The following is a 19,325-nucleotide window of genomic DNA, read 5'->3' on the forward strand; positions in this document are numbered from 1 at the left end:
AAAAAAAACGATACCTATGAATACTATAACAAGAACAGTAATGATGGGCATGCTCTATTTAGGGATGACATTTACATCAGCTACAGCTCAGTCTAAAAAAGAGGAGAAAGAGCTTAGAGCATTAGCAATCAAATATCAGGATAAATATGGTATTAAAGATGTTGATCATTTAAGTGCGGCAACTAAAAGAGCCTTAAAATGGGATCAAAATTTAGGAAATGAATGGTTTATTGAATTTGGAGAACCACAACCGCTAAAAGGTGATTTGGCTTATGAAGAGGGAGTAGTGCGTCGTGATCCAAGTGGTATTATCCAGGAAAACGGCAAGTATTATGTATGGTATTCTAAAAGCACCGGACCTACTGAAGGTTTTGGTGGGGATATGGAAAATAAAAAAGTATTTCCGTGGGATCGATGTGATATTTGGTACGCTACATCTACAGATGGTTGGACTTGGAAAGAAGAAGGGAAAGCTATTGCTAGAGGAAAAAAAGGATCGTATGATGATCGTTCCGTTTTTACAGTTGAGATCATGAAATGGGAAGGTAAATATTACCTATGTTACCAAACTGTCGAAGGAATATACAATGTACGTGTAAAAGAAAAAGTGGGAATGGCTTGGTCTACATCGCCAGATGGACCTTGGACAAAGTTGGATGCGCCAGTGTTGGCTCCAGCTGAAAATGGTATATGGAAAGGTACGGAAGACAACCGTTTTCTGGTAGAGAAAAAAGGGGATTTTGATAGTCATAAAACACACGACCCTTGTATTTTGCCTTATAAAGGAAAATTTTATTTGTATTACAAAGGGGAACAAATGGGAGAAGAAATGACTTTTGGAGGTCGTCAAATTCGTCATGGGGTTGCTATAGCAGATAATCCACTGGGACCTTATGTAAAATCACCTTACAACCCAATCAGTAATAGTGGTCACGAAATATGTGTTTGGCCTTATAACGGTGGAATCGCTTCATTGATTACTACTGATGGTCCAGAGAAAAACACGATTCAATGGTCACCTGACGGAATCAATTTTGAAATCAAAGCTTCTATAAAAGATGCGCCACACGCCATCGGTTTAAACAGAACGGCTGATAATGAAAAAGAACCTACGGAAGTTTTGCGTTGGGGATTAACACATAAATACAACAACTGGAATTACCAAAGTATCATGCGTTTTTCATCAGAAAGAAAAACAACTCACGTGGCTCCTGGCGAAAGCTCCGTGAATGGAAAAGAGGAAAAGGCTGAAAACATGCACAAATAATAACGCTTTTTAAATTCTTAAAATTCCCTTTTTAATTCTTTTATAAAGAAGATTAAAAAGGGAATTCTTTTTTAGTTTATTATATAAGGCATGATGTTATATGCAAAAAATAAGAAATGATTACATTTTAGTAAATAATGCTACTTTTGTTAAATAATTAAGAGACCTTTTATATGATTTCAGAAAAAGAAGATTTAAAATCGAACTATAATGTTCCTAATTTAGAACGCGGCTTGTTGATCATAGAGTTGTTAGCAGTGCATCCAAAAGGCCTTACGTTGGCAGAAATCATTCAATCTTTGGATATTACAAAATCGAGTGCTTTTCGAATTACCAATACTTTAATATTTAAGAACTATCTCCAAAAAAACGAAACAACCAAAAAGATTTCGCTTTCTAGAAAAATGCTAACTTTAGGTATTTCTTCCATGAATGAGCAAAGTATTGTGGAGTTGTCTATAGACATAATGAGAGCTTTACGAGATGAATTGAAAGAATCTGTGATGTTAGGTGTTGTTTTAGGACAACGTGGTACCATCTTAGAGCAAGTATCTTCATCCTATCCTGTAAAGTTGTTTGTGGAGCAGGGTACACAATTTTATTTGCACAGTTCGGTAGGCGGAAAATCTATTTTGTCTTTTATGCCTGAAGAAGAATCCTTAGCACTAATAAATTCTTTAGACTTTAAAAAATTCACCAACAATACAATTATTGATAAGGAGCGTTTTACAAAGCAGCTAGAGGAAGTGCGTAAATTAGGGTATGCCATAGATAATGGGGAGGATATTCAGGGAATCCATTGTATTGGTGCGCCCATCTTCAATGAATCTGGTTATCCTGTTGCCGCACTTTGGATCACTGCTCCACACGGTCGACTGCCTCACGAAGATTTTGAAGCAAAGGGTAAAATTGTTGCGAATTATGCTTTAGAAATTTCGTTAAAACTGGGATATGTCGGCAGATGATAATTAGTTTTCATAAATAAAAAGTAATAATAAAGCGTCAAAAATTTCTTGACGCTTTTTTTATAATTAGTTTTATCTGTGAAATTAGTTTCATATACGAAAAAAAATAATAGTCAAATGGATTTTTATTCATTCGAATTATTATATTTGTTTCAAATAAGAAACAAGTTTATTATTTGAAACTAAAAACATAAAAATGAAAGCAACAATTTATGAAGGCAATAAAACCTTCACGGTAATTGAAAAGGAAATTAAAGAGCCATCAGCTGGAGAAGTACGAATTAAAGTTGCCTATGTAGGAGTATGTGGAACCGATGTACACATTTACCACGGAATGATGGACAAACGTGTAAGTATTCCAGAAACAATCGGGCATGAAATGTCAGGTGTGGTAGATGCAGTTGGAGAAGGCGTTACGGATTTTGAGGTGGGAGACAAAATTGTAGTGCGTCCTTTAGATGATAGAAAAGTAAAAGCATCTGATAAAGGTTTCAATCACATTTGTGAAGAGTTGAAGTTTATCGGTATTGATAGTGAAGGTGCGATGCAACAATATTGGAATGTGCCGACTTTCGTCCTTCATAAATTAAAAGCTTCTACAGATTTAAAATTAGCGGCACTAATTGAACCGCTTTCTGTAGCAACACACGATGTTCGCAGAAGTGGATTGGTAAGAGGAGAAACAGCAGTAGTTTTAGGAGGAGGCCCAATAGGACTATTGGTAGCCATGGTAGCTAAAGAAGTAGGAGCACAGGTTATTATTTCAGAAGTAAATCCAAATCGTATTGCAAAAGCAAAAGAACTTGGTTTTGACGTTGTAAGTCCAATTGAGGTAGATTTAGTTGAATATGTAAAGAGCAAAACGGAAAACCGCAGAGCTGATGTTGTATTTGAAGTAGCTGGTGTACAGCCCGCTTTAGATATCATGTGTGAGGTAGCTGGTATTCGTGGACGAATTGTAATGGTAGCGATACACGGGGTTAAAAAAGAAGTGGATTTGTTTAAGTTTTTCTGGAAGGAATTGTCTTTAATCGGAGCGCGTGTTTACGAGAAAGAAGATTATGAAAAGTCAATTGAATTGATCACTGCCAACGAATTGCCTTTTGAACAAATGATTACCGATGTGCAACCATTAAGTAATATTCAACAGGTTTTTGAAAACATCGACAAAAATCCAGAAGGATTAAAAGTATTGATGGACTGCCAATTGTAATCCGTTAGTGTAATTATTAAAAACGTCTGTTCGAGTGTTTTTTGTGGAGTGAAAAGGAGCAAGAAATGTATCGAGAATCGTTTTTAATACTAAGAATAAATAATTTAAAAGAAAAGATAATGAGTGTTTTAGATACATTTAATTTAAAAGGAAAAGTAGCCTTGGTAACAGGTTGCAAAAGAGGAATAGGAAAAGCAATGGCTATTGGTTTAGCGCAAGCTGGTGCTGACGTGATTGGTGTAAGTGCTTCATTAGAAACAGAAGGAAGTGAAGTTGAAAAAGCAGTAACTGCTTTAGGAAGAAAGTTTAAAGGATACGCTTGTGACTTTAGTAACAGAGAGTCTTTGTATGCCTTTATTGAAGCTGTCAAAGCTGACTTTCCTCAGATTGATATTTTAGTGAATAATGCAGGTACCATTCTTAGAGCGCCAGCAGCAGAGCACCCCGATGAAATGTGGGACAAAGTAGTCGAAGTAAATCAAAATGCACAATTTATCTTGACTAGAGAAATTGGTAAAGATATGGTTGCTCGAGGAAGTGGCAAAGTAGTATTTACAGCTTCTTTATTAACATTCCAAGGAGGAATTACAGTTCCAGGATACGCTGCTAGTAAAGGAGCTATCGGTCAATTAACAATGGCTTTTGCTAACGAATGGGCTTCAAAAGGGGTAAATGTAAATGCTATTGCTCCAGGATATATTGATACTGATAATACCGAAGCATTGCGTAATGACCCTGTTCGTTCTGCATCCATTTTATCAAGAATACCAGCAGGTCGTTGGGGTAAACCAGAAGATTTTGCTGGACCAACTGTTTTCTTATGTTCTGAGGCAGCGTCTTACATGCACGGTACAACGATGCTTGTTGATGGTGGCTGGATGGGACGTTAATATTAATATTTAAAATTGGAGTAAAATGGCTGAAATTAAAGAATACCAATTATTTATAAACGGAGAGTGGAGAACTTCTACTTCTGGAGAAACAATTGACGTGTTAAGTCCTGCAACTGAAGAAGTGGTGGCAAGAGTACAAAACGGTACTGCTGAAGAAGCTTTAGAAACTTTAGCTTTTGCAGATAAAGCTCAAAAAGAGTGGAAGAAAAAACCTGCCAGAGAAAGAGCAGAATTATTATATAAATTCTCTAACGAAATTAAAGCAAATGCTGAATATCTAGCACAATTAATTGTAAAAGAGCAAGGTAAATTATTAAAAGTAGCTCGTTTTGAAGTAGCAGTAGCTTCATCTTTTATCGAGTATGCTTGTGAAGGCGCTCGCAGAATCGAAGGAGATATTATCCCTTCTGATAATGCCAATGAGCAAATTTGGATTCAGAAAGTACCTCGTGGCGTAATCGTTGCCATCACAGCTTGGAATTTTCCTTTTGCTTTAGCAGCTCGTAAGTTAGGACCAGCTTTGATTGCAGGAAACAGTATTGTTATCAAACCAACGTCTGAAACACCTTTATCTACTTTAGAATTAGGAAATATTGCCAATAAGGTAGGGATTCCTGCGGGGGTTATCAACATCCTTACAGGTCCAGGTAGAGCGATGGGGAATGCTTTGGTAAAAAGCCCAATCACGAAAATGGTTACCATGACAGGTTCTACACCTGTAGGTCAGGATATTGCTCGTAATGCAGCAGATAACTTAACGCACGTTCAATTAGAATTAGGAGGAAAAGCACCTTTTATCGTTTTTGCTGATGCTGATATCGATGCGGCTGTAGATGCTGCCTTACATTCGCGTTTTGACAACTGTGGTCAAGTGTGTACTTGTAACGAACGTATGTATTTGCACGAGGATATCTATGATGTTTTTATGGAAAAATTCATTCCAAAAGTAAAAGCGTTAAAAGTAGGTGATCCAATGTTGGAAGAAACAGATATGGGACCAAAAGTAAACGCTGCCGAATTGAAAGCAATGGAACATTTAGTTGCTGTGAGTGTCAAAGAAGGAGCAACCGTTGCCACTGGTGGAAACAAACCAACGGGTGCTGGATTTGAAAAGGGATATTGGTTTGAACCGACTGTTTTGACCAATGTTACGCAAGACATGACTATTGTTCACGAAGAGTCTTTTGGACCAATTTTACCTGTTTTAAAATTCAAAACTTTTGAAGAAGTTATTGGTTTTGCCAATGATTGTGAATATGGTTTGGCTGCTATGGTTTTCACCAATGACATGAACACGATTATGAAATGTAATGACGAATTAGAATACGGAGAAATTTATGTAAACCGTGGCCATGGTGAACAACACCAAGGTTTCCACAACGGATATAAATTATCTGGTTCTGGCGGAGAGGATGGAAAGTATGGTTTTGAACAGTATTTAGAAAAGAAAACTTTTTACATTAGACATAAAGCTTAGTTAATACACAATTATTATGAAAATTACCCCCTATTTAAAACTTGCAACGTTTCTTTGTTTAACAATCGCTACAACTTGCTTGGCTCAGACTAAAGATAGTAAAACAACTCGCCCCAACGTAGTTTTGATTTACCTTGATGACTTGGGTTACGGCGACTTAAGTTGTTATGGCGCTACTACATTGCAAACGCCAAATATTGATAAGTTGGCCAATGGGGGGATACTTTTCAAAAATGGTTACGCGACCTCTGCTACTTGTACACCAAGTAGATATGGAATCTTAACAGGGGTGTATCCTTGGCGTAATAAAGATGCCAAAATTTTACCGGGAACAGCTCCTTTGTTGATTTCTACTGAGCAAGAAACAATTGCAAAAGTTTTTCAGTCAAAAGGATATGAAACGGCCGTTATCGGAAAATGGCATTTAGGTTTAGGAACAGGAAATGTGAACTGGAATGCACACATTTCTCCTGGACCCAATGAAGTAGGTTTTGATTATTCACATATTATGGCGGCAACGCAAGATCGAGTGCCTACGGTTTATATTGAGAATGGAAATGTGGTTGGCTTAGATCCTAAAGATCCAATTGAAGTTAATTACCATAAGAATTTCCCAGGAGAACCTACAGCAATTGAAAATCCTGAATTACTAAAAATGAAATGGCACCATGGACATAACAATAGCATTGTCAATGGAATTCCTAGAATTGGTTTTATGAAAGGGGGACAATCTGCAAAATGGTCAGACGTAGATATGGCGGATCATTTTTTAGCAAAAGCGACCACTTATATAAAAGAACATAAAAACAAACCTTTCTTTTTGTACTATGCTTTACAAGAACCTCATGTTCCTAGAACACCGCATCCTCGTTTTGTAGGTAAATCGGGAATGGGACCACGTGGCGATGTAATCCTTGAGGCCGATTGGATAATTGGTCAATTGGTAGCAAGTTTAGAAGCAGAAGGAATGTTAGAGAATACTTTGATTGTTTTTTCTAGTGATAATGGTCCAGTTTTAAATGATGGATATGAAGATGATGCGGTTGAAAAATTAGGAAATCATGACCCCAAAGGTGGTTTAAGAGGAGGCAAATACAGTTTGTTAGATGCGGGTGCTCATGTTCCTTTCATCACGTATTGGAAAGGCACGATTAAGCCAAAAGTATCCGATGCCTTAGTGTGTCAAATGGATTTGATGGCTTCACTGGCAACCTTAATTGATGCAAAGACAAGTCCAACGGATAGTCAAGATATTTTGCCTGTTTTTTTAGGAAAAAGTGATAAAGGAAGAAATTCTTTGATACTAGAAGCGAATACAAAAACATTACTGAGAAAGGGAGATTGGTTGATGATTCCACCTTATGAAGGTCCTGCTGTAATAGCGGACGTTCAGATTGAAACTGGAATGGAAAAAGATTATCAATTATACAACGTAAAAAAAGATCCCGCTCAGAAAAATAATGTAGCAAAATCAAATCCGAAGAAATTATCAGAAATGGTGAAGGATTTTGAAAAAATGCGGGGCGATGCTTATTCTGGTGTTCAACAACTTGAGTTAAAGTAGCGCATAATTATAAAAATAGATGAAGTTTTTTAGTAAATACATTTCGAATATAATCCTTTGCACTTGTTTAATAGCAGCATCAGCGGTGAAAAGTCAGAACCAAAAATGGTTTGACGAATCATTGTCTTTTGAAAAAAGGGTTGATTTGTTGTTGAATGCAATGACTATTGATGAGAAATGTGGTCAATTTACTTCAGATACCCCTGCAATTCCTCGTTTAGGAGTTCCCGAATACAATTGGTGGAACGAAGCACTTCATGGTGTTGCCCGAAATGGAAAAGCCACTATTTTTCCGCAAGGTATTGCGATGGGCGCTACTTTTAATCCTAGTTTGATTAAGGAGGTGGCGAATGCTATTTCGGATGAAGCAAGAGCGAAGTTTCAAGTTTCAAAATCAATTGGAAATAGGGGTATGTATGCGGGTTTGACTTTTTGGTCGCCCAATATCAATATTTTCAGAGACCCTCGTTGGGGACGAGGTCAAGAAACCTATGGGGAAGATCCTTTTCTAACGTCAAAAATTGGAGTTGCTTTTGTAGAAGGTTTACAAGGAGATAATCCAAAGTATTTTAAAACCACCGCTTGCGCTAAACATTTTGCCGTACACTCTGGACCGGAGGCTTTACGGCATAGTTTTAATGCCAATCCTTCTAAATTAGATTTGTACGAAACCTATTTACCAGCCTTTAAGTCATTGGTACAAGAAGGGAATGTACAAGGAATCATGGGAGCTTACAATGCTGTTTATGGTGATCCTGCCAATGCAAGCAAGCTTTTGATGGATGATATTTTAAAAAAGCAATGGGGTTTTGAAGGTTATATCGTATCTGATTGTGGTGCTCTAGGGGACATAATGAAAGGACACAAAAAAGTAAAAACTGTTGAGGAAGCTGCTGCACTTGCTTTAAAAACTGGAGTGAATTTGAACTGTGGTTGGGTCTATAAAAACATAAAATCGGCGCTGGACAAAGGATTAATTAGCGAAGAGTTGATTAATGAGCGTTTGAAAAAACTGTTTTTAATTCGTTTTCAATTAGGTTTTTTTGACAAAGACGAAAGCAATCCATACAATAATATTGGTATTGAAGTAATCAACTCCGATGCGCATAAAGCAATTGCCAGAAAAGCATCGCAGCAATCCATTGTACTCCTGAAAAATAAGGACAATGTATTGCCTTTGGATAAAAATATTAAAACCTTATACGTTACAGGTTCGTTCGCGGCTTCAACAGATATATTGTTAGCGAATTATTATGGATCTGCGCCCAATATGGTGACCGTTCTTGAAGGAATTACAGATAAAGTTTCACTGGGAACTTCTGTTGAATACCGTTTAGGAGTATTGCCTTTTCAAAATAATTTAAACCCATTGAACTGGGCGGTGCAAGTACCTAAAACAGTTGACGCAACGGTATTAGTAGCCGGTATTTCAAACGAAATTGAAGGAGAAGAAGTAGATGCTATTGCTTCGGAACACAAAGGAGACCGTATAGATTTAAAATTACCGCAAAGTCAAATTGATTATATAAAAGCAGTAAGTAAAAACAAAAAAGGACCGCTTATCTTGGTTTTAGGAACAGGAAGCCCCGTTTCATTAGACGAAGTAGAACCTTATGTTGATGCTATTGTTTTGATGTGGTATCCAGGCGAACAAGGGGGAAATGCCGTGGCTGATGTTATTTTTGGCGATGTAGCGCCTTCTGGTCACTTGCCAATTACCTTTCCAAAAAATGTGGAGCAGTTGCCTCCTTTTGATGATTATAGCATGAAAGGCAGAACCTATAAATACATGACCGAAGAACCGATGTATCCCTTTGGTTTTGGACTTTCATATAGTACTTTGGAGTTAAAAAATGCAACTTCCACCGCAACTGCAATCACAAAACGAACAGCATTTACGATTTCTGTTGACGTTTTAAATAGTGGAAAAAATAAGTTTGAAGATGTGGTTCAGCTGTATTTAGTTCCAGAAGACACTAAAGGCTTTTTACCTTTTTATACTTTAAAAAGTTTTGAAAGAGTGTCATTGAATTCGGGCGAAACGAAAAAAGTTTCTTTTGCTTTAACGGACAACGACTTAAAACAGACAAATCTGAAAGGTGTAAAAGATTGGATAAAAGGGAATTATAAAATAATAATTTCAAATGCTTTGCCAAGTCAAAGAAGTATGGATTTAGGAGCTGCAAAACCAGCCGAAATAGATATAAAATTAAAATAACAAATTAAGTAACAGATGAATACAGCAATTAAAAATATAAAAGTTCAATTATTTAAGGTGCCTTTACCTGAAATTTTAAATGATGCAAAACACGGTGACCACTCACATTTTGAATTGGTTACCACTACAATTACACTTGAAGATGGTTCAGAAGGTACAGGATATACCTATACTGGCGGTAAAGGTGGTTATGCGATCAAAGCAATGGTAGAGCATGATTTTGCTTCGGTATTGGTAGGTAAAGATGGAACTGATATTGATGGAATTTACGACTTCATGGAATGGCACGTACATTATGTAGGTCGTGGCGGTATTGCTTCATTTGCTATTTCAACTATTGATATTGCGCTTTGGGACATTAAATGTAAAAAAGCAGGCCAGCCACTTTGGAAAATGGCAGGTGGTGAAGGCAATACGTGTAAAGCATATTGTGGTGGAATAGATTTGCAATTTCCAATTGAAAAGCTTTTACGCAACATGCAAGGCTACATGGATGCTGGATTTAGAGCGGTGAAAATTAAAATTGGACGTGAGAATCTTGAAGAGGATTTAGAGCGTATCAAAGCGGTGCGTGAATTTGTTGGTCCGGACGTAACTTTTATGGTCGATGCTAATTACTCCATGTCGAAAGAAAAAGCCATTCGCGCCATTGAAGGTTTCAGACAATACGATATTACTTGGTTTGAAGAGCCAATCATACCAGACGATTACAAAGGCTACGGCGAAATCGTTGATAAAACACGATTTCCTTTAGCAATGGGCGAAAACTTACACACGATTCACGAATTTGAATACGCTTTTGATCAAGCAAAATTATCATTTATTCAGCCTGATGCTTCCAACTGTGGGGGTATTACAGGATGGTTGGCTGCAGCTAGATTGGCGGACAAACACAATATTCCAGCTTGTTCCCACGGAATGCAAGAGCTACATGTAAGTTTGGTTTCTTCGCAACCTAATTCAGGTTGGTTAGAAGTACATAGTTTTCCTATAGACGAATACACAACACGCCCTTTGGTGGTAGAAAATCACAGAGCAGTAGCACCTGATTATCCTGGAACTGGCGTGATATTCAATTGGGAGAAATTAGCACCTTATAAAATGTAATTAATGTGTAGCCTAAAACGAAAGTAGGCAGTCATCTTATGTTTTCATCAACTAGGAATCGGATTAAATAAAAAAAGTCGTTCGAACTTGACAGAGAGTTGCTAACTTTTGATCATAAAAACTGAATTCAATTGCCTTTAGCTTTTGCTAAAGGTTCAATTTAATTAATTAAAATGGCTTTAGCCGAAATTAGATTTTGATTAAACCCTCAATATCATCAATATTATCATGCAATTGAAAATAGCGTTTAAAAAGTAATCCTCAAAAATCTAATATAAATAGAACTAAAAGGAAGTTAGATAAAATTGTTTCGATTAAAAAGATTTGTTACCGAAATGTTTATTAAATCGATTTTAATCTTTGAATCAGTGGCAAAACAAAGTAGTAGCGTAATTGAAAGTATAATATTGACTAGCAACTACTATTTGTAATAAAGTAATTGTATAAAAAAATAAAAAAATGGAAGTAACTAAATCAAAATTTGGAACTCATCATAACAAAGAAGTATCGCAATATACTTTGTCCAATGACAACGGAATGGTTGTAAAAATAATGGATTTTGGAGCGACAATCACTTCAATTACAGTGCCTAACAGCGATGGAAGTCGTGACGAACTGGTATGTGGTTTTGAGAAGTTTGAAAGTTATTTTTCAGAAGAATACAAGAATAATGCGCCTTATTTTGGATCAATTGTCGGAAGATATTCATCGCAAATTAAGGATTCGAAATTTACCTTAAACGGAAAAGAATATTTGTTAACCGCTAATTGTGGTAACAACAATTTACATGGAGGTGCAGTAGGTTTTGATAAGAAAATGTGGGAAAGCGAAATCCAAATGAACGGTGACAAAGTAGGGGTGAAAATGTCCCTATTAAGTACTGATTTAGAAGAAGGTTTTCCCGGAAATGTTAAAGTTTTTTGTTTTTATAGTTTGGACAATGACAATGTGTTGAGTGTCCGTTATCTAGCGAGTACAGATGCGGACACACCGTTGTCGCTTACCAACCACGCGTATTTTAATTTATCGGGTTTTACCAATTCGATTGAAAATCATACTGTGACTGTGGCGGCTGCAAAGAAGTTAGAAATAGACCATACCGGTGCTGCAACGGGTAAAGTAGTAGACTTAGAAGGGCAAGTAGATGATTTAAGATTTACACAAAAAATTGCTGACTTACATGCTAAAATGAAAGATGGTTTTGAACATTACTTCATTTTTGATAAAAATAATTTTGAACTTGAACAAGTAGCTGAATTTCAATGTGCAGAAAAGAATCGTTCTTTAACCGTATTTACTGCAGAACCAGGAATGCTTTTTTATACAGGAAAATACACTTCGGATGCATTGCAGCGCGAGACAGGCGAGAAGTACGGAAAATATAGGGGTTTTTGCTGTGAAACACATCGTTATCCAAACGGTATGAACATCAGCAATTCACCAAAATCTATTACCAAAAAAGACGAAGATTTTCAAAGTGAAACGATTTTTAAATTTTCCTTTTAAATAATATAATTAACAACCAAAAAAATAAATACGATGACAGAAGGAATGTTTTTGGCAATTTTCGCCGGATTGATGTTAGGGCTTTATGCACTACCTGAAAAATTTACAAAAGATTTTAAATATGAGAACACTTGGAGTTTATTCTTCTTGTTGACCATGTTTGTAGTTCCCATTATTGCCTCTGCTTCGCTAATTACAGGTTTTTCGGAAATCTTTTTGAATATGCCAACTGAAATTTTGGTCAAAATGGCTCTAGCTAGTTTCTTATGGGGAACAGGAGTAATGATGTGGGGAAAAGCCATTAATCACATTGGTTTGTCTTTAGGTTTTTCTTTGTTTATCGGAACGATTATTTTGGTAGGATCCTTATTGCCTTTCGTAGTAGAGGGATTGCCACCAACAAATAAATTAACGCTTATTCTATCAGGACTTTTTGTAGTACTGATTGGGGTTTTTGCCAATGGTCAAGCAGGTCTTATTAGAGAAAAATTTGAAAAATCAACTGGAAAAGACGGCGCTCCTGAAAAAGGATCTATGGCTACTGGTATTATAATCGCTGTTGTAGGTGGCTTATTGGCTACTGGATTTAGTTATGCCAATGCTGTAGGAAGACCTTATTTACATGAAGCTTGTCAAGCGCATGGAAATGCCGAATGGATTACCGCCGTTGCAGTAATGTTCCCCATTTTCATTAGTGGAGGTGTAGTAATGACCGCTTATTTTATCGGACAATTGTCTACTAAAAAAGCGTGGGTAAATTTTAAAACTCCTGCTTTCTCTCAGAACTTCATATTAATTTTAGTAATGGCTGTTTTTCACTATGCAGCTTCAGCATTGTTTGCGTATGCCGCTTTTAAATTAGGAAGTAGCGGGAATACTGTTGGTTATGCCATATTCAATACCTCATGTGTGGTTACCGCTATTATGAGTGGTATTGTAACAGGAGAGTGGCGTAATGCCTCAGACAAAGCGAGAAATTTTTTGTATGTGGGTTTGGCTTGTATGGTAATCGGAATTGTGATTGTTGCTTTTGGAAATGGCGTAGCATAATTTAAGAGAAGCAATCATCAATGTAATTAACAGATTTTGATATTCAAAACGAAGTGTTTTTATCTCTTTTTTTGAAAATCAGTTTTATGAATTTGTTTTAATACTGTAAAGCAATGGAAAGAAAGTTAGTGAAATGTATTACTTTTTTTATAAGTTTTTTTTGGATTTTAGGCAGTTACGCACAACCCAATACGACTTTGTCACTTGAAGATTCAAGTCAGCAAGTGCTTGATTTAAGTGGTTATAAATGGCGATTTAAAATGATGGCACCCGGCGAAGGAATCAAAAAAGGGCTTCATAAATTACCTGCAGAAGATATTGAAACCTTAGTGTGGAATAATGCCAAAGTGCCAGGAGATGTCTACACTGATTTATGGAAAGCAGGAGTCATTGAAGATCCGCATTTTGGAAGAAATAGTGTCAAAGCCCAATGGGTACAGCAATATGAGTGGTGGTATGCTTTGCAATTCAGTATAACAGAAGGTATCGAAAACCAGATGGTAGATCTTGTTTTTGAAAGTGTTGATTACAGTTGTGAAGTCTGGCTAAATGGTCATTACTTAGGAAAGCATGAAGGGGTATTTTCTCCATTTTCATTTAATGTCAACGACTATTTAAGAATTCATAAATGGGATTTCCTCAAAGGACGAAATATGTTGGTGGTAAAACTGGATACACCACCGCAAGTCAATGCTTTTGTAGCGGGTAAAAAAACACCTTGGTTTGGCGATTATTGGAGAGATATTACTCCAATCGGAATTGTAGGGCCCGTAAAATTGATACGTACGGGTAAGATTCGTTTTAAAGATGTGTATGCCAATAATAAAATTAATAAAGATGGCTCAGCCGATGTCAGTCTTGAACTTACGGTGGAAAATACCAATCGAGTAGCCAAAGAATGTTCTTTTGAAGCAGTGCTGAATGGTAAAAACTTTAAAATGAAGGAGGAGAAAGTTGTTTTTAAAAAAACGATTTCGCCTGGAACGCATAAAGTAATTCAGAAAATACATCTTAAGGATGCTAAGTTATGGTGGCCTTGGGACTTAGGAGATCAAAATTTATATATCGCAAAAATAGCCATTAAAGATGGTAAACTAAATCAGGATGTTAACGAAACTACTTTTGGTATTCGTGAGGTGACTTCCAAATGGAATCCTGGTTTTGTAAAGGATGTCGATGTTACTTTTCCGCGTTCGACTTATATAAATGGAAAGTTTCATTTTATTCGTTCGGCTTGTTGGGGTGGACCGCCAAATATTTTTGTGGGTCGCACAGAAATAAGTGATTACAAAGAGTTGATTCGTTTGGCCAAAGAAATGAATATGAATAACATTCGGATTTTCGGATGGCATCCTCCAGAAATTCCTGAGTTTTATCAATATTGTGATGAAATGGGTATGACCGTTTGGCAAGACATCATTCCGCTAGGTACAGGTAATATTCCATCGGATGAGAAAAACTTAGCTGAAATTTTTAACGAAGGAGTGAAGGTTGTTGTGGCTCGAAGAAATTATCCGTCACTAATTATGATGGAAGGTGGAGAAGAAATGATGTTCCGTACCCGTGATCCAAAATTCGGGCGACAGTTTTTGGAGCGTTTAGGCGATTCCTTGCAAGCTCATGTGAACTTGCCTTATGTTCCCGATTCACCAATGACGGATCATGTAGGACAGCAAGCAGGATTTAAACCAAAAGAAGCGGTTCATGCTTTGCGTTATTTTTATGAAATGGGACGATGGTTGCACGAAGATTGGTACCAAACAAATGCAAACGGATTTCCAATTGTTCCTGAATTTGCTATTACTTCTGTGCCATCGATAGAGAGTTTGAAAAAATTTATTCCTGAAAACGAAATGTGGCCTCCGGGATTGAGCTGGGGTCACCACTGGGCCGATTTGACGCATTTGCGCATGCAAAACTGGGATGTTTTTAATAGTGAAATGAAAGGGTCGCTGGAAGAGTTTGTCAATGCAACGCAAGATGCACAAGGAATTATTTTCCAAAACGGAATCGAACATTTCCGACGTGACAAACCTAGTTTAAGCGGTATTGCATTGTGCCATTATATCACTTATGGTCCTGATATGAAATGGGCGATTGTAGATAATTACAGAAAACCAAAAAACTCCTATTATTTTGTTCAAAAGGCTTATCAGCCCTTATTGGTAAATTTTGAATTCAAAAAACGCCGTTGGGATACTAAAGAGCCTTTTATTGGAAATATTTGGATCATTAATGATTTTTATAAAGAATACAAAGACTGTAAGGTGAAGTTTGAAATGAAAGACGACTCGGGTGCGGTGATTTCAACCAAAAATTTTGAAGTGTCAAAAATTGAGGAAAATAGTGCCAAATCGTTTTTCCCTATAAACGAAAAAGTACTGAAAACGGTAAAGTCAAAGTTCTATGTCAATCTGGAACTGACTGATAAATCTGGAAAAATAATCTCTAAAAACGATTATTTCTTTTTGATAGGCGACCAAAAAGAAGCCACAAAATATTTCAATGAATGGCAAAAACTGCGTTTAAAAGAAGAAAATGATAATGGAGGTTATGGTTCTTATTATCATTATTTCAAAGAGTTTACAGGCGAAGATGGAAAGAGATATGAAAGTCAAATTCAAAACCCTAGAGCTACAGGTTTTGAGAATGATAAAAAATAATTAAGACTAACAAACGATTTTCACTTTATAATATTATGAATAGAAAATTGCTTCAAAAAAAGATGCAATCTAAAAGGAGCACTTCAGATTGAATTTAAAACTAAATATAGTTGAAAAAACAAAAACGCTTACAGAGGAACTTTAAAATCCTACTATAAGCGTTTTTTTTATAAGCTAGAAAAAAGTAGCTAATCAAAACGACTGAAATTTTTTCAGCTTTCTTATTTTACAAGTATTTTTTATAATGCTATTTTCGGTTTTAATCCACAGCTAATTTAAGACCTCTTAAACCCATATCTACTGGAATTTCTCCGGCAGTAGGCTCATATTTTCCATCAACATTTACTTCGTTCCATTCAAAGCTATTGTTTATAGAAAATGAAATAGTAATCGTTACATCTTTTGTCTCATTTCCTGTAATAGCTAAAGCTTTATCGAATTTACCTGTTAAGACACAAGAACCTTCTGGAATTGGAGAAGTTTGGTAAATTGGGTTTGGAACCGTTATGGCTCCTGCAGGTGCTTGACCATCAATAACAGTCCCTAAAGCTTCAAAACCCCAATAACCTTGTAGTTTATTAGCTTTTATAACTACGTTTTTACCATTTATCGTATAATTATCAATATAAGTGTTATAACCTAAAAAACTTGTCAATGTTGCATCGTATTCGGCACCATTGTAAAGTGCTTTTACTTTTCCATTTTGATAAGAAGCAGATATACGAAGCCACTCATAATTTCCCTTTTTAATATCTTTTAAAGGGATTTTTAAAAACATTTCTCCGTCTTTCACAAAAATTTCTTTGCTAAAATCAATAGCTTTTTCACCTCCTTTGGTTGTTTCTTCACCTTTGTAAATAACTTCACCTTGTCCAATTAAAGTATTCGCAGTAGGGGATAGTTCTAAATAATGAGCACTCATTTCATTCATTACCGGAGTTTGCGCCGCATTTCCTTGTGCTATAACCGAAGGGTTTACTAAGTTGTCTAATCGAACCTGATTTTCATCAAATTTTAATTTTACAATCAAGTTGGCATTTGTTTCTGCAGTAGCATCATCTGACGAACTGCAAGAGGTAAGCGCCAGTAAAAAGGATGCAAAAAGTAGTAGGTTAATTTTTTTCATTTTTTTGATTTTGGGATTAATCGATAAGGATATTTTTTTAAAAAACTTCTAGCATACTTTCCTAAAATTTTTCGAAATAAAATCTATGTTTCTATATGTTATAATCTTTTTTTATATTTTCTATATTTTAATAGTAGTGGCGACATGCTCTAAATGGTATTTTTTTCTAAATACTAAAGGCGAGCATTTCATGAATTTTTGAAACTGACGATAAAAAAAAGGCAAACTTTCATACCCACATTCATAGGCAATTTCGCTTACCTGTTTTTTGGTTTCAATTAGTTGTTTGCAAATTAAATTGATGCGGTACTCATTCACGAAAGTGAAAAATGACTTTCCTAAGTTTTTTTTGAAAAAGCGACAAAAGGTTTCTTCATTCATGTGCACTAAATCGGCAATTTCATTCAGACGAATTTTCTGATTGTAATTTTCTTGTATATAATTATAAATCAGATTTATTCGGTCATTTGCTTTACTGTTTAGATTAGGTACAAAACCGTCTGAACTAAGGGTTTCCACCTCTTTTATTTTGCTTAGATCTTCTAAAAGTAGAAGTAAGGCAAGTAGTTTTTCTAGTGGTTTTTGGGTAATGATTTTTTGCAGCCGCTCGAGAATCACATCGTTTTCAATAGTGCGGAAAGAGAGTCCTTTTGAAGCATCTGATAATATCCTTTTTATAGAATGAAATTCTTTTTTCTCCAACCAATTTTCGCCCAAAACGCTATCGTCCCATTGCAATACAATCGATTGAACTCCGCCTTTTAGGTTATCATGATTTTTCCAATAATGCGGCAAATTTTTACCTAACAATACAAAATCCCTTTTTTTAAACTCCTGAACGCTATTACCAACAAAACGGGTACCTTCTCCTTTTACAATATAAGTAAGTTCATATTCAGGATGAAAATGCCAAGGTGTTTCAAAATTTTCAGCCTCATATATAAATGCGTTAAAAGAACTTTCTACCGAAGAGGGTACTTTTTCAAATAGTGCTTTCATTTTTTTTCTTCAAATATATTCAATATTGATTATTAAAAGAAGATTATTTAAAATTTTAGGTCAATATAAGGTATTAATTGTGCAATATTGGTACTGTGACTAATGACTATAGTATATACTTTTAACTTTTATAAAAAGATAAACTTTAAAAGTATTCTATGAGTATTAATTGTAAAGCAGCCATTGCAAAAGGAGATGGAACATTTTCTATAGAGACCATTACAGTAAATGATCCGCAAGGGGATGAGGTGATAGTAGCCATTAAAGCGGCAGGTTTGTGTCATACCGATTATGACTCCTTAAATTGGGGAAAACCAATTGTAATGGGGCATGAAGGAGCAGGAATTGTTACTGCAGTTGGGACAAATGTAAAAAGCGTACAAGTAGGTGATGCAGTGATTTTGAATTGGGCAACTCCTTGTGGAAAATGCTTTCAATGCGAGCATGAGAATGAACACATTTGCGAAAATAATTCGCCTGTAGTAGCAGGAGGAAATGGATATACCCCTGGACATGCCCATTTGGAAGGAACAACTTTGAATGGGTTACCAATCATTCGCTCCTTTAATATAGGAACGCTTGCCGAATATACTCTGGTAAAAGAATCGGCAGTAGTTAAAAATCCAATTCAAAACATGTCCTTTTCGGCAGCAAGTATAGTAAGCTGTGGCGTTATGACGGGTTTTGGATCTGCTGTAAATACGGCTCAGGTTACCGAAAATTCATCGGCTGTAGTGCTTGGAACAGGAGGAGTTGGTTTGAATGTAATTCAAGGATTAAAAGTGTCAAAAGCCTCTAAAATAATTGCGATTGATATCAATCAAGAGCGATTGAATATGGCAGTTGAATTTGGTGCGACTCATACCATTTTGGCCGATAAGAATGACAGAGGAATGTTACAAGCGGCTCAAAAGGTAAAAGAGATGACAGTTGGTCGTGGTGCTGATTATGCTTTTGAGTGTACTGCAATTCCAGCTTTGGGCGCTGCACCGTTGGCAATGGTTCGAAATGCTGGTACTGCTGTTCAGGTTAGCGGAATCGAACAAGAGGTTTTGATTGATATGGCCTTATTCGAATGGGATAAAAAATACATCAATCCGTTGTACGGAAAATGCAATCCGCAAAAAGATTTCCCATTAATTATCGAACATTATCGAAAAGGAGAAATCAAATTAGACGAGATGATTACTAAAACGTATCCTCTGGAAGAATTGCAACAAGCCTTAGACGATATGTTGGCTGGAAAAAATGCAAAAGGTGTAATTACTTTTTAATTT

14 protein-coding genes are annotated in these 19,325 nt (G+C 36.1%); 12 read left to right on the forward strand and 2 right to left on the reverse strand.

Annotated elements, in window-relative coordinates; translation table 11 throughout:
- Positions 1-16 precede the first annotated feature (16 nt).
- The 11 genes from GXM17_RS12435 to GXM17_RS12485 all read left to right on the forward strand — a co-directional run bounded on the left by GXM17_RS12435 (position 17) and on the right by GXM17_RS12485 (position 15,923).
- Positions 17-1,267 carry a glycoside hydrolase family 117 protein gene (locus tag GXM17_RS12435; protein WP_208796439.1) on the forward strand — a complete coding sequence of 417 codons (1,251 nt, stop codon included), beginning with the start codon at positions 17-19 and terminating at the stop codon, positions 1,265-1,267.
- A 173-nt stretch (positions 1,268-1,440) separates the two neighbouring features.
- Positions 1,441-2,232, forward strand: a complete 792-nt coding sequence (locus GXM17_RS12440; RefSeq protein ID WP_163399653.1) for an IclR family transcriptional regulator — start codon at positions 1,441-1,443, stop codon at positions 2,230-2,232.
- Between the two features lie 196 nt (positions 2,233-2,428).
- The gene (locus tag GXM17_RS12445) at positions 2,429-3,445 is read left to right on the forward strand and encodes a zinc-dependent alcohol dehydrogenase (RefSeq protein ID WP_163399654.1); all 1,017 of its coding nucleotides are present in this window, start codon (positions 2,429-2,431) and stop codon (positions 3,443-3,445) included.
- 119 nt (positions 3,446-3,564) lie between these two features.
- Positions 3,565-4,335, forward strand: a complete 771-nt coding sequence (locus GXM17_RS12450; protein WP_163399655.1) for an SDR family oxidoreductase — start codon at positions 3,565-3,567, stop codon at positions 4,333-4,335.
- Positions 4,336-4,360: 25 nt separating this feature from the next.
- Positions 4,361-5,815, forward strand: a complete 1,455-nt coding sequence (aldA, locus tag GXM17_RS12455; protein WP_144219277.1) for an aldehyde dehydrogenase — start codon at positions 4,361-4,363, stop codon at positions 5,813-5,815.
- 16 nt (positions 5,816-5,831) lie between these two features.
- Positions 5,832-7,379 carry a sulfatase family protein gene (locus GXM17_RS12460; RefSeq protein WP_163399656.1) on the forward strand — a complete coding sequence of 516 codons (1,548 nt, stop codon included), beginning with the start codon at positions 5,832-5,834 and terminating at the stop codon, positions 7,377-7,379.
- 85 nt (positions 7,380-7,464) lie between these two features.
- Positions 7,465-9,597, forward strand: coding sequence for a glycoside hydrolase family 3 C-terminal domain-containing protein (locus GXM17_RS12465; RefSeq protein ID WP_244307394.1), 2,133 nt, complete (start codon positions 7,465-7,467; stop codon positions 9,595-9,597).
- 15 nt (positions 9,598-9,612) lie between these two features.
- Entirely contained in the window at positions 9,613-10,704 is a 1,092-nt protein-coding gene (locus GXM17_RS12470) for a mandelate racemase/muconate lactonizing enzyme family protein (RefSeq protein WP_163399658.1), read from the forward strand.
- 459 nt (positions 10,705-11,163) lie between these two features.
- Complete coding sequence (locus GXM17_RS12475; RefSeq protein ID WP_163399659.1) at positions 11,164-12,210, forward strand: aldose epimerase family protein; 1,047 nt, start codon at positions 11,164-11,166, stop codon at positions 12,208-12,210.
- A 33-nt stretch (positions 12,211-12,243) separates the two neighbouring features.
- A complete protein-coding gene (locus GXM17_RS12480) occupies positions 12,244-13,260 on the forward strand; it encodes an L-rhamnose/proton symporter RhaT (protein WP_144219282.1) in 1,017 nt (338 codons plus the stop codon).
- 113 nt (positions 13,261-13,373) lie between these two features.
- The gene (locus tag GXM17_RS12485; protein WP_163399660.1) at positions 13,374-15,923 is read left to right on the forward strand and encodes a glycoside hydrolase family 2 protein; all 2,550 of its coding nucleotides are present in this window, start codon (positions 13,374-13,376) and stop codon (positions 15,921-15,923) included.
- Between the two features lie 259 nt (positions 15,924-16,182).
- On the opposite strand, the gene GXM17_RS12490 is transcribed toward GXM17_RS12485, so the two are convergent.
- Together GXM17_RS12490 and GXM17_RS12495 are read right to left on the reverse strand one after the other, a co-directional pair.
- The gene (locus GXM17_RS12490) at positions 16,183-17,049 is read right to left on the reverse strand and encodes a hypothetical protein (protein ID WP_163399661.1); all 867 of its coding nucleotides are present in this window, start codon (positions 17,047-17,049) and stop codon (positions 16,183-16,185) included.
- A gap of 120 nt (positions 17,050-17,169) precedes the next feature.
- Positions 17,170-18,048: an AraC family transcriptional regulator gene (locus GXM17_RS12495; protein WP_163399662.1), complete on the reverse strand. Its 879-nt coding sequence runs from the start codon at positions 18,046-18,048 to the stop codon at positions 17,170-17,172.
- Between the two features lie 158 nt (positions 18,049-18,206).
- On the opposite strand from GXM17_RS12495, the gene GXM17_RS12500 reads away from it, so the two are divergent.
- Positions 18,207-19,322, forward strand: coding sequence for a Zn-dependent alcohol dehydrogenase (locus tag GXM17_RS12500; RefSeq protein WP_163399663.1), 1,116 nt, complete (start codon positions 18,207-18,209; stop codon positions 19,320-19,322).
- Positions 19,323-19,325 lie beyond the last annotated feature (3 nt).

The organism is Flavobacterium fluviatile, from assembly GCF_010645065.1.
In the GTDB taxonomy this organism is placed as follows: Bacteria; Bacteroidota; Bacteroidia; order Flavobacteriales; family Flavobacteriaceae; genus Flavobacterium; species Flavobacterium fluviatile.

What these genes read in the sequence shown, in the direction of transcription:
- GXM17_RS12435 (WP_208796439.1), top strand. Translation starts at nt 17, where the DNA reads ATGAATACTATAACAAGAACAGTAATGATGGGCATGCTCTATTTAGGG.
- GXM17_RS12440 (WP_163399653.1), top strand. Translation starts at nt 1,441, where the DNA reads ATGATTTCAGAAAAAGAAGATTTAAAATCGAACTATAATGTTCCTAAT.
- GXM17_RS12445 (WP_163399654.1), top strand. Translation starts at nt 2,429, where the DNA reads ATGAAAGCAACAATTTATGAAGGCAATAAAACCTTCACGGTAATTGAA.
- GXM17_RS12450 (WP_163399655.1), top strand. Translation starts at nt 3,565, where the DNA reads ATGAGTGTTTTAGATACATTTAATTTAAAAGGAAAAGTAGCCTTGGTA.
- aldA (WP_144219277.1), top strand. Translation starts at nt 4,361, where the DNA reads ATGGCTGAAATTAAAGAATACCAATTATTTATAAACGGAGAGTGGAGA.
- GXM17_RS12460 (WP_163399656.1), top strand. Translation starts at nt 5,832, where the DNA reads ATGAAAATTACCCCCTATTTAAAACTTGCAACGTTTCTTTGTTTAACA.
- GXM17_RS12470 (WP_163399658.1), top strand. Translation starts at nt 9,613, where the DNA reads ATGAATACAGCAATTAAAAATATAAAAGTTCAATTATTTAAGGTGCCT.
- GXM17_RS12475 (WP_163399659.1), top strand. Translation starts at nt 11,164, where the DNA reads ATGGAAGTAACTAAATCAAAATTTGGAACTCATCATAACAAAGAAGTA.
- GXM17_RS12480 (WP_144219282.1), top strand. Translation starts at nt 12,244, where the DNA reads ATGACAGAAGGAATGTTTTTGGCAATTTTCGCCGGATTGATGTTAGGG.
- GXM17_RS12485 (WP_163399660.1), top strand. Translation starts at nt 13,374, where the DNA reads ATGGAAAGAAAGTTAGTGAAATGTATTACTTTTTTTATAAGTTTTTTT.
- GXM17_RS12490 (WP_163399661.1), bottom strand. Translation starts at nt 17,049, where the DNA reads ATGAAAAAAATTAACCTACTACTTTTTGCATCCTTTTTACTGGCGCTT.
- GXM17_RS12495 (WP_163399662.1), bottom strand. Translation starts at nt 18,048, where the DNA reads ATGAAAGCACTATTTGAAAAAGTACCCTCTTCGGTAGAAAGTTCTTTT.
- GXM17_RS12500 (WP_163399663.1), top strand. Translation starts at nt 18,207, where the DNA reads ATGAGTATTAATTGTAAAGCAGCCATTGCAAAAGGAGATGGAACATTT.